Annotated in this window: 13 protein-coding genes; 7 read left to right on the forward strand and 6 right to left on the reverse strand. The window is 71.2% G+C overall.

Annotated features, from left to right (window positions below; genetic code table 11):
* Positions 1–31 precede the first annotated feature (31 nt).
* From AB0M87_RS27860 to AB0M87_RS27880, 5 genes are all read right to left on the reverse strand, one after another.
* On the reverse strand, positions 32–3,193 hold the full coding sequence (locus AB0M87_RS27860; RefSeq protein WP_365857668.1) for an efflux RND transporter permease subunit: 3,162 nt from the start codon (positions 3,191–3,193) through the stop codon (positions 32–34).
* Between the two features lie 155 nt (positions 3,194–3,348).
* Positions 3,349–4,032 carry a response regulator transcription factor gene (locus AB0M87_RS27865; protein ID WP_365857670.1) on the reverse strand — a complete coding sequence of 228 codons (684 nt, stop codon included), beginning with the start codon at positions 4,030–4,032 and terminating at the stop codon, positions 3,349–3,351.
* On the reverse strand, positions 4,029–5,360 hold the full coding sequence (locus AB0M87_RS27870) for a sensor histidine kinase (RefSeq protein WP_365857672.1): 1,332 nt from the start codon (positions 5,358–5,360) through the stop codon (positions 4,029–4,031). Before AB0M87_RS27870 ends, AB0M87_RS27865 begins: the two co-directional genes overlap by 4 nt.
* Positions 5,361–5,480: 120 nt before the next feature.
* Positions 5,481–5,759, reverse strand: a complete 279-nt coding sequence (locus tag AB0M87_RS27875; protein WP_365857674.1) for a hypothetical protein — start codon at positions 5,757–5,759, stop codon at positions 5,481–5,483.
* 10 nt (positions 5,760–5,769) lie between these two features.
* The gene (locus AB0M87_RS27880) at positions 5,770–6,564 is read right to left on the reverse strand and encodes a PspA/IM30 family protein (protein ID WP_365857676.1); all 795 of its coding nucleotides are present in this window, start codon (positions 6,562–6,564) and stop codon (positions 5,770–5,772) included.
* A gap of 244 nt (positions 6,565–6,808) precedes the next feature.
* Between AB0M87_RS27880 and AB0M87_RS27885 the strand changes: the two genes are divergently transcribed.
* Positions 6,809–7,405, forward strand: coding sequence for a DUF3043 domain-containing protein (locus AB0M87_RS27885; RefSeq protein WP_365857678.1), 597 nt, complete (start codon positions 6,809–6,811; stop codon positions 7,403–7,405).
* Between the two features lie 59 nt (positions 7,406–7,464).
* On the forward strand, positions 7,465–8,217 hold the full coding sequence (locus AB0M87_RS27890) for a methyltransferase domain-containing protein (protein ID WP_365857836.1): 753 nt from the start codon (positions 7,465–7,467) through the stop codon (positions 8,215–8,217).
* Between the two features lie 73 nt (positions 8,218–8,290).
* Here AB0M87_RS27890 and AB0M87_RS27895 read toward each other — a convergent pair whose 3' ends face one another.
* Entirely contained in the window at positions 8,291–8,530 is a 240-nt protein-coding gene (locus AB0M87_RS27895) for a hypothetical protein (protein ID WP_365857680.1), read from the reverse strand.
* 108 nt (positions 8,531–8,638) lie between these two features.
* On the opposite strand from AB0M87_RS27895, the gene AB0M87_RS27900 reads away from it, so the two are divergent.
* From AB0M87_RS27900 to lpdA, 5 genes are all read left to right on the forward strand, one after another.
* Entirely contained in the window at positions 8,639–9,841 is a 1,203-nt protein-coding gene (locus AB0M87_RS27900; protein ID WP_365857682.1) for a bifunctional adenosylcobinamide kinase/adenosylcobinamide-phosphate guanylyltransferase, read from the forward strand.
* Positions 9,842–9,921: 80 nt separating this feature from the next.
* Positions 9,922–11,034: a nicotinate-nucleotide--dimethylbenzimidazole phosphoribosyltransferase gene (cobT, locus tag AB0M87_RS27905; RefSeq protein WP_365857838.1), complete on the forward strand. Its 1,113-nt coding sequence runs from the start codon at positions 9,922–9,924 to the stop codon at positions 11,032–11,034.
* Between the two features lie 60 nt (positions 11,035–11,094).
* Positions 11,095–11,859, forward strand: coding sequence for an adenosylcobinamide-GDP ribazoletransferase (locus AB0M87_RS27910; RefSeq protein ID WP_365857684.1), 765 nt, complete (start codon positions 11,095–11,097; stop codon positions 11,857–11,859).
* A 139-nt stretch (positions 11,860–11,998) separates the two neighbouring features.
* Positions 11,999–13,510 (forward strand): leucyl aminopeptidase, encoded by a 1,512-nt coding sequence (locus AB0M87_RS27915; RefSeq protein ID WP_365857686.1) that lies wholly within the window; start codon positions 11,999–12,001, stop codon positions 13,508–13,510.
* A 345-nt stretch (positions 13,511–13,855) separates the two neighbouring features.
* Positions 13,856–15,244 (forward strand): dihydrolipoyl dehydrogenase, encoded by a 1,389-nt coding sequence (gene lpdA / locus AB0M87_RS27920; protein WP_365857689.1) that lies wholly within the window; start codon positions 13,856–13,858, stop codon positions 15,242–15,244.
* Positions 15,245–15,283: the final 39 nt, after the last annotated feature.

Raw genomic sequence — 15,283 nt, forward strand, 5'->3', positions numbered from 1 at the left:
GGGGACAGGCCCGAGGCCGTCATCAGTGCGGCTACACGCCGGACGGCTCCGGAGTGCGGGTCTCGCCCGCGTCCGATGAGTCCGAGGCCGGGGTGTCGGACCTGTCGGCGCGCTTGGTTGCCTTCTTCTTCGCCCGGCGCTCCTTGCGCAGCTCCACCAGGGCGTAGAGCGTCGGCACCAGCAGCAGCGTCAGCAGGGTCGAGGTGATCAGACCGCCGATCACCACCACCGCGAGCGGCTGCGAGATGAAGCCGCCCTCGCCGGTGACGCCGAGTGCCATCGGCAGCAGCGCGAAGATCGTCGCCAGGGCGGTCATCAGGATGGGACGGAGACGGTGCCTGCCGCCCTCGACGACCGCTTCGACGACTCCCAGGCCCTGGGCCCGGTACTGGTTGACCAGGTCGATCAGCACGATCGCGTTGGTGACCACGATGCCGATGAGCATCAGCATGCCGATCATCGCGGGGACGCCCATCGGCGTCCCGGTGACGAGCAGCAGGCCGATCGCCCCGGTGGCCGCGAACGGGATCGAGACCAGCAGGATCAGCGGCTGGACGAGCGAGCGGAAGGTGCCGACCAGCAGCATGAAGACGATCGCGACGGCCGCCAGCATGGCGAGGGCAAGGTTCTTGAACGCCGAGCTCTGGTCCGACGAGACACCGCCGATCTCGACGGTGGCGCCCTGCGGAAGGGTCTTCTTCACCTCATTGATCCTGGTCTGCAGGGCGGTGGTGACCGCACCGGTGTTGTCACCGGTCGGGGTGGCCTTGACGGTCGCGGCGCGGGCGCCGTCGATCCGGGTCATCGAGACCGGTCCCGGTACCAGCTTCACCGTGGCGATGTCACCGAGCTTGGCCGCACCCAGGTTCAGGTTCTTCAGCTCGGCCAGCGTGACGGCGGGGTGCGCCGACTTGACGACGACATCACGCTCGGTGTCGTCGAGGATCGCCTTGCCCGAGGTGGTGCCGCGTACCGCCTGGCCCACGGCGGCGCCCAGCGTGGTCTGGTTGAAGCCCGCGTCGGCCGCCTTGGCGTTGGCCTTCACGGAGATCCGGGGAACGCTCTGCGACAGGTCGCTCTGCACGTCCTTGACGTGGTCGAGACCGGCCACCGCGGCCCGTACCTGCTCGGACGCCTTCTTCAGGGTGTCGCCATCGCCGGCCTTCACCACCACGCTCAGGTCCTGGCTGCCGAAGCCGCCACCGCTGCCGATGGAGGCCTCGCCGATGCCGTCGAGCCCGGCCAGCCCCTTCTCGATACGGTCCTGGGTCGCGTCGTAGTCCGACGCGTCCTTCAGAGTCACCTGGTACGAGGCCTGGTTGGCGCCGGTGCCGCCACCGAAGGCAGCGGCGAAGCCGGTGGAGCCGACCGTGACCTGGTAGTCCTTGATCGTGTCGATGCCGTCGAGCAGCGTCTCGACCTTCTTGGCCGCGGCGTCCGCTGCCTGCAGGCTGGTGCCCGGGGTCAGCTTCTGGGTCAGCGACAGGGTGTCCTGCTGGCCCTGGTCGAAGAAGTTGGTCTTGAGCAGCGGCGCCATGGCGACGGTGCCGATGAGGACCGCGGCCGCGATGACCAGGCTGGTGACACGACGGCGGGTCGCGAAGCGGAGCACCGGCACATAGACACGCTGGAGGCGGCTGCGCTCCTCCCTCTCCTCGGCCCTGCGGCGCAGGTCCGCCGGGTCGACACCCGCGGAGCCCTTGGGGGCTCGCAGGAACCAGTAGGAGAAGACCGGCACCACGGTGAGCGACACCAGCAGCGAGGCGAGCAGGGCCGCGGTGACCGTGATGGAGAACGAGCCGAAGAGCTGGCCCACCATGCCGCCGACCAGTCCGATCGGCAGGAAGACCGCGACGGTGGTGAGGGTCGACGAGGTGACCGCTCCGGCGACCTCCTTCACCGCGGTGAGGATCGCCGCCTGGCGTTCCTCGCCGTAGCCGAGGTGTCGCTTGATGTTCTCCAGCACCACGATCGAGTCGTCCACGACCCGGCCGATCGCGATGGTCAGCGCGCCGAGCGTGAGGACGTTGAGCGACAGGTCACGGGTCCAGAGCACGATCAGCGCGAGCAGCACCGACAGCGGAATGGAGAGCGCGGTGACCAGGGTGGAGCGCAGCGACGCCAGGAAGACCAGGATGACGATCACGGCGAAGAGCAGGCCGAGTGCGCCTTCGGTGGTGAGGCCGGAAATCGACTTCGAGACCGAGGGGCCCTGATCGAAGATGACCTTGAGGTCACTGCCGGAGCCGAGCGTCCTGCGCAGGTCGGGGAGCTTGTCCTTGACCGCGTTCGAGACGGCGACGGCGCTGCCGTCCTGGTCCATGGTGAGCGCGACGGAGAGGCTGGGCCTGCCGTCGGTACGGGTGATGGAGACAGCGGTGGACGGCCGCTCGGCGACCTTGGCGATATCGCCCAGACGGACCGGCTTCGGGGCCGGCTTGCCCGGCGCCGCCTGCCCGGTGACGCGCAGGTCCTCGATCTGCTGGAGCGAGGTGTAGCCGCCACCGACCTGCACTGTACGGCTCTTGCCGTCCTCGGAGAACGAACCGGCCGGCAGGGTGGCGCCCCCCGCCTGCAGGGCCTGGCTGAGGGAGGCGGCGTTCAGACCGGCCGCCGCCAGCTTCCCGTCGTCGGGGGTGACGGTGACCTGGAGGTCCTGCACACCGTCGACGCTGACCTGGCCGACGCCGTCGATGTCCTGGAGGACGGGGACGACCGAGCGGTCGAGCTGGTCGGCCAGTGCCTGCTGGTCCTTGTCGGACGTGACGGCGAGGACGACGGTCGGGATGTCGTCCGTCGAGCCGGCCACGACCTGCGGATCCACGTCGGTCGGGAGCTTGGCCCGGGCGCGGTTCACGGCCTGCTGCACATCGGCGACCAACTGCTTGGTGCCGTTGCCGTAGTCGAACTGGGCCATGATCACGGCGTTGCCCTCACTCGCCGTGGAGGTCACGCCCTTGATGCCGTCGACAGCCTTGATGGTGTCTTCGAGCGGTTCGACGACCTGCTTCTCGACCACATCGGGGGACGCGCCCTGATACGGGGCGAGCACCGACACCATCGGCAGTTCGATGGTGGGCAGCAGCTGCTGCTTGAGCTGCGGGATGGCAATCGCACCGAAGACGACGGCGACGATCGATATCAGCCCGATCAGGGCCCGTTGCGCGAGGCTGAATCTGGACAGCCAGGACATGGGGTCTCTCTTCTGTGGCGTGCGAGGCAGGTGTGCGGGACGAGAAGGGTGGGCAGTAGTGGCCCACTTCTACCTTCAGCCATGCGGCGGGCCTGATTCCTCGCTCCCAGGTGCCTTCCTTATGCGCCGCATACCGCAGGAGGAGTACGCCGTCCCTAAGCCCTTGGGTGGACCAGACCCGATTCGTAGGCGATTACCACCAATTGAGCCCGGTCGCGCGCCCCGAGTTTGGCCATCGCCCGGTTCACGTGGGTCTTGACGGTCAGTGGGCTGACCGAAAGCCGCTCGGCGATCTCGTCGTTCGAATGCCCCCCGCCGACCTGCACCAGCACTTCCCGCTCCCGTACGGTCAGCGCGGCGAGCCGCTCCGCGTACAGCTCGGGATCGGCCGCCAGGTCCGAACTGCCGCCCTGGGCCAGGAACCTCGCGATGAGCCCCTTGGTGGCCACCGGCGAGAGCAGGGCCTCGCCGGCCGCCGCGATACGGATCGCGTTGAGCAGTTCGTCCGGTTCCGCGCCCTTCCCCAGGAAGCCGGAGGCACCGGCACGCAGCGACTGCACCACGTACTCGTCCACCTCGAACGTGGTGAGCATCACCACCCGCACGCCCGCGAGTTCCGGGTCGGCGCTGATCATCCGGGTGGCTGCCAGACCGTCCGTGCCGGGCATCCTGATGTCCATCAGGACCACGTCGGCGGCCTCGGACCTGGCGAGGGCCACGGCCTGGGCACCGTCCGCCGCCTCCCCCACGACCTCCATGTCCGCCTCGGAGTCCACCAGGACCCGGAACGCGCTGCGCAGCAGCGCCTGGTCGTCGGCGAGCAACACCCTGATCGTCATGCGTCCTCCCCGGCGCCGGCCTTGACCGGCAGTATCGCCTGGACGCGGAAGCCACCGCCGTAGCGGGGGCCCGCGGAGCACGAGCCGCGCAGCGCGGCGGCACGCTCGCGCATGCCGATCAGCCCGTGGCCGTCGCCGCGGTCCGGCGGTTCGCTGCCGTCCGAGGACTTCCCGGCGTACGAGGGTGTACCGCCAGCGGACGGGTCGCCGGCGCCGGCCGTTTCGCTGTCGTGCGGCGACGCGTCGCCGCGGGCTTGACCGGCACCGTCGTCGAGGACGGTGACCTCGACGGCCGGGCCGACACGGACCACGCTGACCTCGGCCTTCGCCCCGGGCCCGGCGTGTTTGCGGACGTTGGTCAGCGCCTCCTGGATGATCCGGTAGGCCGCCAGGTCGACGGCGGCCGGCAGGCCGGCGCCCTCGTTGTTGCAGGCGACCCGCACCGGGAGCCCCGCGTTGCGGAACGTCTCGACCAGATCGTTGAGCACCGCCAGGCCGGGGGCGGGTTCGGTGGGCGCCTCCGGGTCGCCCGACTGCCGCAGCAGGCCCACGGTGGCGCGCAGTTCGTTCAAGGCCGAGCGACTGGCCTCCCGTACGTGCCCGAGCGCCTCCTTGGCCTGGTCGGGGCGCTTGTCCATGACGTGCGCCGCCACCCCGGCCTGGACGTTGACCAGGGCGATGTGGTGGGCGACCACGTCGTGCAGGTCGCGGGCGATCCGCAACCGTTCCTCGGCGACCCGGCGCCTGGCCTCCTCGTCGCGGCTGCGCTCCGCGCGCTCGGCCCGCTCGCGGATGGCGTCGACGAAGGCCCGGCGACTGCGTACCGCGTCTCCCGCGGCCGCGGCCATACCGGTCCAGGCGAAGATGCCCAGGTTCTCCTGGGAGTACCAGGGGGTTTCGCTGAAGCACATCGCGGAGGCGGTCAGCACGCCCATGGTCAGCAGGCCGACCCGCCGGGTGGTCGGGCGGTCGGTGCTGGCCGCGATCGTGAAGAGCGCGATGACCGCGCTCATCGCCACCGGCGCCGGGGGCGCGCCGAACACCAGCTCGATGATGGTGACCACGCCGGTGACGGCCAGCACCTGGCGGGGCCTGCGACGCCGGAGGATCAACGCGGCCGCGCCGATCAGCATCAGGACGAAGCTGCGGAACTCGGGGGTCCTGGTGCCGAAGGTCGGCGCGTGGTGGCCGCTGGTGTCGGCGAACGAGCCGGCGACCATGCAGATCAGTACGCCCAGGGCCAGGCAGGCGTCGAACGCCAGCGGATGGGCGCGCGGCCAGGCGGCGGCACGGACATAGCCGGTTCCGGCCTTCGACGGGGTGGTCACGTCAAGCAACGGTACGGCGTGTCGCGCACCGGCCCTACCGGCACGGCGCCCCGCATCCCTACGGATGCGGGGGGCCGGAGCGGCTGGAGGAGTCCGCCCGATCGGGCCGGGGAAGCCGGCTCAGCCCGGGATGAGACCGTCGTCGTTGAGCATCGCCCTGACCTCTTCCAGAGTGGCGTCCACCGGAGGCAGGATCAGTTCCGAGGGCTCCAGGGAAGCGTCCGGCACGGGTCCACCGAGCTCCCGTACCTTGTCGAGCAGCGCGCGCAGCGTGCGGCGGAAGCCGTCCTCGTCACCGCTCTGCACCACGGCGAGAAGCTCGTCGTCGAGCTTGTTCAGCTCCGTGAGGTGGCTGTCGGCCAGCTCCACCTGGCCTTCACCCATGATCCGTACGATCATGACGCTTCCCCTACTGCTTGTCGAACTTCGGGTGGGTCCGGTCCTGCGGCTGCGCCTGGTCCTGTGCCTGACCGCCTTCGATGGCCTGCTGCGACGACGAACCGCCGGCCAGCTCGGCCTTCATCCGCTGCAGTTCCAACTCCACATCCGTACCACCGGAGATGCGGTCCAGCTCGGCGGAGATGTCGTCCTTGCCCATCCCGGACTGGTCGTCCAGGGCGCCCGAGGCGAGCAGCTCGTCGATCGCACCGGCCCTGGCCTGCAGCTGGGCGGTCTTGTCCTCGGCCCGCGCGATCGCCTGCCCGACGTCGCCCATCTCCTCGGAGATGCCCGAGAAGGATTCGGCGATCCGGGTCTGCGCCTGGGCTGCCGTGTAGGTGGCCTTGATGGTCTCCTTCTTCGTACGGAAGGCGTCGACCTTGGCCTGCAGACGCTGGGCGGCGAGGGTGAGCTTCTCCTCCTCGCCCTGCAGCGTCTGGTGCTGCGTCTCCAGGTCCGTGACCTGCTGCTGCAGCGCGGCACGGCGGGACAGCGCCTCGCGCGCCAGGTCCTCACGGCCCAGCGCGAGGGCCTTGCGGCCCTGGTCCTCCAGCTTGGAGGTCTGACCCTGCAGCTGGTTGAGCTGCAGTTCGAGACGCTTGCGCGAGGTCGCCACGTCGGCGACCCCACGGCGCACCTTCTGAAGCAGCTCGAGCTGCTTCTGGTACGAGTAATCGAGAGTCTCGCGCGGATCCTCGGCCCGGTCCAGGGCCTTGTTGGCCTTCGCGCGGAAGATCATTCCCATACGCTTCATGACACCGCTCATGGGCTTCGCGCGCCCCCTTCTGACGGACTTCAGCTCCAGCACTTGAACCCACACTACGGGCCCTGCATCCATTACCGCACTGTTCCGGGCCGGATGTGCTCCTCCTCCAGGACGACCTGCGGCGGAATCCACTCCGGCGCAGGGTGTAGATCCCTCTAGGGGGCACCGGGGCCGGGGCGGTCGTTGCGGGATCGTTCCCCCTCGGGCCTGGACCCCTGCGCGGGACCCCTTACCCTTGGGTTTTGTGTTCCGTAGCCGCGCCAATGAAGAGAAGGCCACCACGTCCAAGGTGACGTCGGGCCCCTCCCAGCAGACCCGCGACCCGCAGGCCCCCAAAGGTCGCCCCACCCCCAAGCGGAGTGAGGCGCAGTCCCAGCGACGCCGCGCGGTCACTCCGACGACCGACCGCAAGGAGGCCGCCAAGCGTCAGCGCGAGGCCCGCCGCGTGGACATGGCGAAGCAGCGGGAGGCTCTCGCCAGCGGCGACGAGCGATACCTGCCTGCCCGGGACAAGGGCAAGGCACGCCGCTTCGCCCGGGACTTCGTCGACTCCCGCTGGTGTCTGGCCGAGTTCTTCCTGCCGCTCGCGGTGATCATCCTGGTGCTCAGCATCGTCCGGGTCCCGGGCGTCCAGAGCATCGCACTGCTGCTCTGGCTCATCGTGATCGTGCTGATCGTCGTCGACTCGGCGGGGATCTGGTTCCGGTTGAAGAAGCAGCTGAACGAGCGCTTCCCGAACGAGCCGAAGCGCGGCGTCGTGGCGTACGGCCTGATGCGCACGCTTCAGATGCGCCGGATGCGGCTGCCGAAGCCGCAGGTCAAGCGGGGAGAACGGCCCTGAGCACGGGCATCTCCGGGTTCCACGGCGCTTCCGGGTTCGCGGGCGCGTCGTCCGCCTGGCTGAAGGGCCTGGGCGGGCTGCGCAACACCGTCCGCCAGGAGCTCGTCGCCCGTCAGCTCGACGAGCAGCTCGCAGCCCGGTTCCCGGTCGGGCAGCGGCTGCGGATACTCGACGTCGGTACCGGCCAGGGCACCCAGGCACTGCGCCTGGCCCGGGCCGGACACACGGTGACCGGTCTGGAATCGGACCCCGAGATGCTCAAGGTGGCCCGGGACGCCCTGGCCACCGAACCGGAGGGCATTCGCGAGCGGGTGCGGCTGCTGGACGGCGACGGCCGGGAGACCGGCGCGCACTTCCTGCCCGGCAGCTTCGATGTGGTGCTCTGTCACGGGGTGCTGATGTACGTGGAGGAGCCGGACGCGATGCTTGCGGGCCTGGCCCGCATGCTGGCGCCGGGCGGGCTGCTCTCGCTGCTGGTACGGAACGCGGACGCGCTCGCGATGCGGCCCGGCCTGGCCGGTGACTGGCCGTCGACGCTGGCCGCCTTCGACACCGACACGTACACCAACCGCCTCGGCCTGTCGGTGCGCGCCGACCGCCTCGGCGCGGTCACCGACACGCTGGCCGGGATCGCGGCCCCGTTGCACGCCTGGTACGGCGTCCGGGTCTTCACCGACAACGTGGGCAATGACGAGGAGCTGCCCTCCGCGCAGGAGTTGGATCTGCTGCTGGCCGCGGAGGACCGGGCAGGCCGCACCGAGCCGTACAAGTCGGTCGCCGCGTTGCTGCATCTGTGCGGGGTACGAGGCTGACACGCACCGGCGCCGGCGGTCACCCGCCGGCGCCGGGATGACCCGGGGGCGGCGCCCCCGGCTCGGAGACCGGTCAGGCCTGCTCCGGCTCCGCCTGCTCCGGCTCCGTCTGCTCCGCGTGCAGACTCATCGGTCCGTAGATCTTCGTGGTGTCCTCGAAGAGCGTCACCTGATCGGCACCCCCTTCGAGCAGCTCCTTCCACACCTCGCCGACCCAGGACTCCGCGTCCCCCTGCGTGGTGAACTCCTCGGGCGTCACCGCCGGCTGTGTCTCCGTACCGTCCGACTTCTCGAACCGCCACGTCCACGCCATGTCCGCCTCCTGGATGCCGAGCCGATCCTGCCTGAGCAACAGCTTCTTACTGCTGCTGGCAGCGTAGCCGGGTGAGCACCGACGGCACCGACGCGGGAGGATCTTCCCGTGGAACTCACTCTTCTCGGCACCGGCGCTCCTGACGGGCTGCCCCGTCCCGAGTGCCCCTGCGCCGCCTGCGCCTCGGCCCGCGGCGACCGGGCACGCGCGGCGACCGCCCTGCTCATCGACGGCGCACTGCTGCTCGACCTGACGCCGGGGGCGGCGCTGGCCGCCGCCCGCGCCGGGCACTCGCTGGTCGGCGTGCGTCAGGTACTGCTCACCCACCCGCACGACGGGCCGGCCGTGGAACTGCCGGCCGGGCTGCCGCCGGCGGGGCGGGTGCCCGACGGGCGGGTGCTGACGCTGATGAGCGGGCACCGGGTACGGGCGGTCCCGATGGACTCCCCCGGCACCGGATACGAGGTGACCTCGCCGGAGGGCGAGCGGCTGTTCTACCTGCCCCCGGGCGGATCCCCGGCCGGACTTTCGGCGAACGGCTCACCGCCGTACGAGATGGTGGTGGCCGATGTCAGCGGGCGGCCCGACGCGCTGGCCGCGCTGCGGGCGGTGGGCGCCGTCGGCCCGACCACGGACGTGATCGCCGCCCACATCGGCCACGACGCGGCGCCGGGCGGCGAACTCGACCGGCGGCTCGCGGCCGCGGGTGCGCGGGCCGTACCGGACGGGACGACACTGATCGTCGGCGAGTACCATGCGGTCCCCGACCTGCCGCGCCGCACTCTGGTGCTCGGCGGGGCACGTTCCGGGAAGTCGATGGAGGCGGAGCGGCGGCTGGAGGCCTTCCCCGGCGTGCTGTACGCCGCGACCGGCGGCGTTCGCGACGGAGACCCCGAATGGGCGGCCCGGGTGGGGCTGCACCGGGAGCGCCGGCCCGGCTCCTGGCGCACCGAGGAGACCTGCGAGCTGGTGCCGCTGCTCGCGGCGGACGGACCCCCGCTGCTGATCGACTGTCTGTCGCTGTGGCTGACCGACGCGATGGACCGGGTGGGCGCCTGGGACGACGCCCGGTGGGCGGCCGACGGGGAGCGCTCGCTGCGCGCCCGGGTGGCCGAGCTCGTCGCCGCCGTACGGGCCACCACACGCACCGTCGTCGCCGTGAGCAACGAGGTGGGGTCCGGTGTGGTGCCCGCGACCCCGTCGGGGCGGCGCTTCCGGGACGAACTCGGGCGTCTCAATGCGGCGTTCGGCGCCGAGTGCGAGCAGGTGCTGCTGGTCGTGGCCGGGCAGGCGGTCGTGCTGCGCGGCTGACGCGGCGGGCCGGTGGACCGGCCGCCAATGCGGCGCACCCCTCGCCGAGTTCTGCCGGTACTGTTCGGCGAATGAGCTCGCTGAATCTCGACGACTTCTCCGACCTGATCGAACGCCCCGACAGCGGCGTGCGGCGCGACGCCGAGGAACGCCGGGAGCGGCTGACTGTGCCGCCCGGCTCCCTCGGCCGACTGGACGAACTGGGCGAGTGGCTCTCCGCGGCGCAGTCCGCGGTGCCGGTCAGGCCGGTCGACCACGTACGCATGGTGCTGTTCGCCGGCGATCACGGAGTGGCCGGACTTGGCGTCTCGGCCCGGCCGGCCGGCAGCACGCATCAGCTCGTGCGCGCCGTGCTCGACGGTGGCAGCGCCTCCGCCGTACTGGCGCGCCGGCTGGGGGTGCCGGTGCGGATCATCGACGCCGGTCTCGACTGCGATCCCGCGCTGCTGCCCGAGGAGGTGGTACGCCATCGGGTGCGCCGCTCCACCGGGCGGATCGACATCGAGGACGCCCTGACGGCGGAGGAGGCCGAGCAGGCCGTACGCCTGGGGATGCGGATCGCGGACGAGGAGGCCGACTCCGGGACCGATCTGGTCGTGCTGGGCGACCTGAGCGTCGGCGGCACCACGGCTGCCGCCACGCTGATCGCCGCGCTCTGCGGCACCGACGCCTCGGTGGTCACCGGCCGCGGCGGCGCGCTCATCGACGACCTCGCCTGGATGCGCAAGTGCGCGGCCGTCCGGGACGCGCTGCGCCGGGCCCGCCCGGTCCTCGGTGACCAGTTGGAGCTGCTCGCCACGGTGGGCGGCGCGGATCTGGCGGCGATGACCGGCTTCCTGCTGCAGGCCGCGGTGCGCCGGATGCCGGTGATCCTCGACGGTGTGGTGGCTTCGGCCTGTGCGCTGGTGGGCCAGCGGGCCGCCTTCCGCGCCCCCGACTCCTGGCTGGCCGGCCAGCTCAGCGGCGAGCCGGGCCAGGCGAAGGCGCTGGACCGGATGGCGCTCACCCCGCTGCTCGAACTCGGCGTGACGGTCGGCGAGGGAAGCGGAGCGCTGCTCGCGCTCCCGCTCGTCCAGGCCGCGGCCGCGCTGGCAGCGGAACTGCCGGAGCGTGCGGAGGGGAACACGGCGGAGGGCGATACGACGGAAGCGGATTCCGCGGAAGCCGCGCAATCCGCCGAAGCCGGACGGTAGCGACCCGTCCCAGGTCACACCCGTGCGGCGGGGTCCACGCGGCCGGATAGCCTGCGCGGCATGCACGGCATACGTTTCGCCTTCGGCACGCTCACGGCCCTCCCGGTCCGGGTGACCCGCTGGGACCGTACGGCGGCGCGCGCCGGTCTGCTCTGCGCGCCGCTGGCCGGCCTGGTCGTCGGGGTGAGCGCCGCCGCGCTCGGCGCCGTCCTGTTGCTGGCCGGCGCGGGTCCGCTGCTCGCGGCGGTGGCGAGCACCGCCGTACCGGCCGTGTTGACCCGGGGCCTGCATCTGGACGGACTGGCGGACGTCGCCGACGGCCTGGGCAGCGGGAAGCCGGCCGAGGACGCGCTGCGCGTCATGAAGCAGTCGGACATCGGCCCGTTCGGCGTCGTCACGCTGCTCTTCGTGCTCCTCGCGCAGGTCGCGGTCCTCGACCGGCTGTACGAAGTGGGCTGGGCGCACGGCGCGGTCGCCACCGTGGCCGGGGCGCTGACGGCCAGAGTCGCGCTGACGCTGGCCTGCCGTACGGGAGTTCCGGCGGCCCGCCCCGACGGCCTGGGTGCTGCGGTGGCCGGCGTCGTACCGCTGCCCGCGGCGCTGGCCACGGCCGTGCTGGTGATCGCCGCCTGTGCGGGAGCCGGTGCGGCCTTCGGCCGGCACGGCGCCTGGCAGCACGGCCTTGCGGTGGTGGTGGCGCTGCTGGCGGCCCACCTCCTGCTGCGGCACTGCGTGCGCCGTTTCGGCGGCGTCACCGGCGATGTGTTCGGCTGCCTCGCCGAAACGGCGGCGACGGCCGCGCTGGTGGTGCTGGCGTTCAGGTAAGCGGGGCGCCGGGACGAGGTGCCGCAGACGGGGAAGGACGGCCCGCCTGCCGGTTTTCCGTCACCGAGCGTAGGCTCTCCGCGGGGCGGCCCCATCCATCGGCCACCAACAAACTCAACGAAAGCGAGAATTCACCACCGTGACTGCTCTCACTCTCAGTACGGCGGGCGCTGCGACGCTGCGCGCCGACGCCGTCGTCGTAGGCGTGGCGAAGGGCGCCAAGGGTCCCGTGGTCGCACCCGGCGCCGAGGCCGTGGAAAAGGCCTTCGACGGAAAGCTCGCCGACGTCCTGGCCACCCTGGGCGCCACCGGCGGTGAGGGCGAGGCGACCAAGCTTCCCTCCCCCGCCGGTCTCAAGGCCCCGCTGGTGCTGGCCGTCGGTCTGGGCGCTGTCCCGGACGAGGGCGATGCCTACGCCGAGGAGGCGCTGCGCCGGGCCGCCGGTGTCGCGGCCCGCACGCTGGCCGGCGCGAAGAAGGCCGCGTTCGCGCTGCCCGTCGAGGCCGCCGAAGACGTCCAGGCCGTCGGCGAGGGCGCGCTGCTCGGTTCTTACGCCTTCACCGCGTTCCAGGAGCGGGGCAAGGACGCCAAGGGCCCGCTGGGCGAGGCGGCCGTGCTCGGTGCCAAGCCGCGCGACAAGGCCCACAAGGCCGCCGCCGAGCGCGCCGTGGCCGTGGCCGAGGAGATCAACCGGGCCCGCGACCTGGTCAACACCCCGCCGAACGAGCTGAACCCGGCGGCCTTCGCCGCGGTCGCCACGGCGGCGGGCAAGGAGCACGGCATCAAGGTGCAGGTGCTCGACGAGAAGGCGCTCACCAAGGGCGGTTACGGCGGCATCGTCGGCGTCGGCGTCGGCTCGGACGCCCCGCCCCGGCTGGTGAAGCTCAGCTACACGCACGCCGATGCGGAGAAGTCACTGGCCTTCGTCGGCAAGGGCATCACCTATGACTCGGGCGGCATCTCCCTCAAGCCGGCCGGCCACAACGAGACGATGAAGTGCGACATGGCCGGCGCCGCCGCGGTGTTCGCAGCCGTCGTCTCCGCCGCGCGGCTGGGCCTGCGGGTGAACGTCACCGGCTGGCTGGCGCTCGCCGAGAACATGCCGTCCGGCTCCGCCACCCGTCCGGGCGATGTGCTGCGGATGTACAGCGGCAAGACCGTCGAGGTGCTCAACACCGACGCCGAGGGCCGCCTGGTGCTGGCCGACGCGCTGGCCAAGGCCTCCGAGGAGGACCCGGACGCGATCGTCGACGTGGCGACACTGACCGGTGCGATGGTGCTGGCGCTGGGCAACCGGACGTTCGGCATCATGGCCAACGACGACGCCTTCCGTACCTCGCTGCACGAGATCGCGGAGGAGGTCGGCGAGCCGTCCTGGCCCATGCCGCTCCCCTCGGACCTGCGCAAGGGAATGGACTCCCCGACCGCCGACATCGCCAATATGGGCGAGCGGATGGGCGGCGGACTGGTTGCCGGGCTCTTCCTCAAGGAGTTCGTGGGCGAGGGCATCACCTGGGCCCACCTGGACATCGCAGGTCCGGCCTTCAACGAGGCCGGCCCCTTCGGCTACACCCCCAAGGGCGGCACCGGCTCGGCGATCCGCACCCTGGTCCGCCTCGCCGAACGCACCGCCGACGGCGACCTCGGCTGACAGCCGGGCGGTTGCTCGATCCTGTTTGATCCGTACGGCCCCGGGCTCCCGGGGCCGTACGTCTTTGCCGGTGCTTTGCTCCCGTTCGCCCTGGACGAAATCCGCACACCCGTACGCCCGAGTAACCGTCCGCCACGGTGTGCGGGACGGCGGACGCACAGCGAAGGGGACGATGAATGGGACGTACCGCACGCTGGCCCGGCGTCTCGTCCGCGCCCGACAAGTGCAAAGATGGGTTCTCGGCAGGACAGGGCCCCCACCACAGGGCCGAAAAAAACGGCCGTACACCCGCCGCCGACCGGTCACGGAAGACCGGCACCGGCGCACATGCATGGAGGACGTGACGTGGCGAACGACGCCAGCACCGTTTTCGACCTAGTGATTCTCGGCGGCGGTAGCGGCGGTTACGCCGCGGCGCTGCGCGGGGCCCAGCTCGGTCTTGACGTCGCCCTGATCGAGAAGAACAAGCTCGGCGGCACCTGCCTGCACAACGGCTGCATCCCCACGAAGGCCCTGCTGCACGCCGGCGAGATCGCCGACCAGGCGCGCGAGAGCGAGCAGTTCGGTGTCAAGACCTCCTTCGAGGGCATCGACATCGCAGGCGTTCACAAGTACAAGGACGACGTGATCTCGGGCCTCTACAAGGGCCTGCAGGGTCTGGTCGCCTCCCGCAAGGTGACCTACATCGAGGGTGCGGGCCGGCTCTCCTCCCCGACCTCGGTGGACGTGAACGGCCAGCGCGTCGAGGGCCGCCACATCCTGCTCGCGACCGGCTCCGTGCCGAAGTCCCTGCCGGGCCTGGAGATCGACGGCAACCGCATCATCTCCTCGGACCACGCGCTGACCCTGGACCGGGTCCCGGAGTCGGCGATCATCCTGGGCGGCGGCGTCATCGGCGTCGAGTTCGCCTCGGCGTGGAAGTCCTTCGGCACCGACGTGACCATCGTCGAGGGCCTGAAGCACCTGGTGCCGGTCGAGGACGAGAACAGCTCGAAGCTTCTTGAGCGCGCGTTCCGCAAGCGCGGCATCAAGTTCAACCTGGGCACCTTCTTCCAGAAGGCCGAGTACACCCGGAACGGCGTCAAGGTCACCCTGGCCGACGGCAAGGAGTTCGAGGCCGAGGTCCTGCTGGTGGCCATCGGCCGCGGACCGGTCTCGCAGGGTCTCGGCTACGAGGAAGCGGGCGTCGCGCTGGACCGCGGTTACGTCCTGGTCGACGAGTACATGCGGACGAACGTCGAGACCATCTCGGCCGTCGGCGACCTGGCCCCGACCCTCCAGCTCGCGCACGTCGGCTTCGCCGAGGGCATTCTGGTGGCGGAGCGTCTCGCGGGTCTCAAGACCGTGCCGATCAACTACGACGGTGTGCCGAAGGTGACGTACTGCCACCCCGAGGTCGCGTCCGTGGGTCTCTCCGAGGCGAAGGCCAAGGAGATCTACGGTGCGGACAAGGTCGTCGCGCTGAAGTACAGCCTGGCGGGCAACGGCCGCAGCAAGATCCTCAAGACCTCGGGTGAGGTCAAGCTCGTCCAGGTCAAGGACGGCGCTGTCGTCGGCGTCCACATGGTGGGCGACCGGATGGGCGAGCAGGTCGGCGAAGCCCAGCTGATCTACAACTGGGAGGCTCTGCCGGCCGAGGTCGCGCAGCTCATCCACGCGCACCCGACCCAGAGCGAGGCGCTCGGCGAGGCCCACCTGGCCCTGGCCGGCAAGCCGCTGCACTCCCACGACTGATCAGTTACGGGCACGACGACCACTTCCGCACTTTCGATA

Origin of the sequence: Streptomyces sp. NPDC051320 (genome assembly GCF_040682175.1) — a bacterium.
Classification (GTDB): Bacteria; Actinomycetota; Actinomycetes; order Streptomycetales; family Streptomycetaceae; genus Streptomyces.

What these genes read in the sequence shown, in the direction of transcription:
- AB0M87_RS27860 (WP_365857668.1), bottom strand. Translation starts at nt 3,193, where the DNA reads ATGTCCTGGCTGTCCAGATTCAGCCTCGCGCAACGGGCCCTGATCGGG.
- AB0M87_RS27875 (WP_365857674.1), bottom strand. Translation starts at nt 5,759, where the DNA reads ATGATCGTACGGATCATGGGTGAAGGCCAGGTGGAGCTGGCCGACAGC.
- AB0M87_RS27880 (WP_365857676.1), bottom strand. Translation starts at nt 6,564, where the DNA reads ATGAGCGGTGTCATGAAGCGTATGGGAATGATCTTCCGCGCGAAGGCC.
- AB0M87_RS27910 (WP_365857684.1), top strand. Translation starts at nt 11,095, where the DNA reads ATGCACGGCATACGTTTCGCCTTCGGCACGCTCACGGCCCTCCCGGTC.
- AB0M87_RS27865 (WP_365857670.1), bottom strand. Translation starts at nt 4,032, where the DNA reads ATGACGATCAGGGTGTTGCTCGCCGACGACCAGGCGCTGCTGCGCAGC.
- AB0M87_RS27895 (WP_365857680.1), bottom strand. Translation starts at nt 8,530, where the DNA reads ATGGCGTGGACGTGGCGGTTCGAGAAGTCGGACGGTACGGAGACACAG.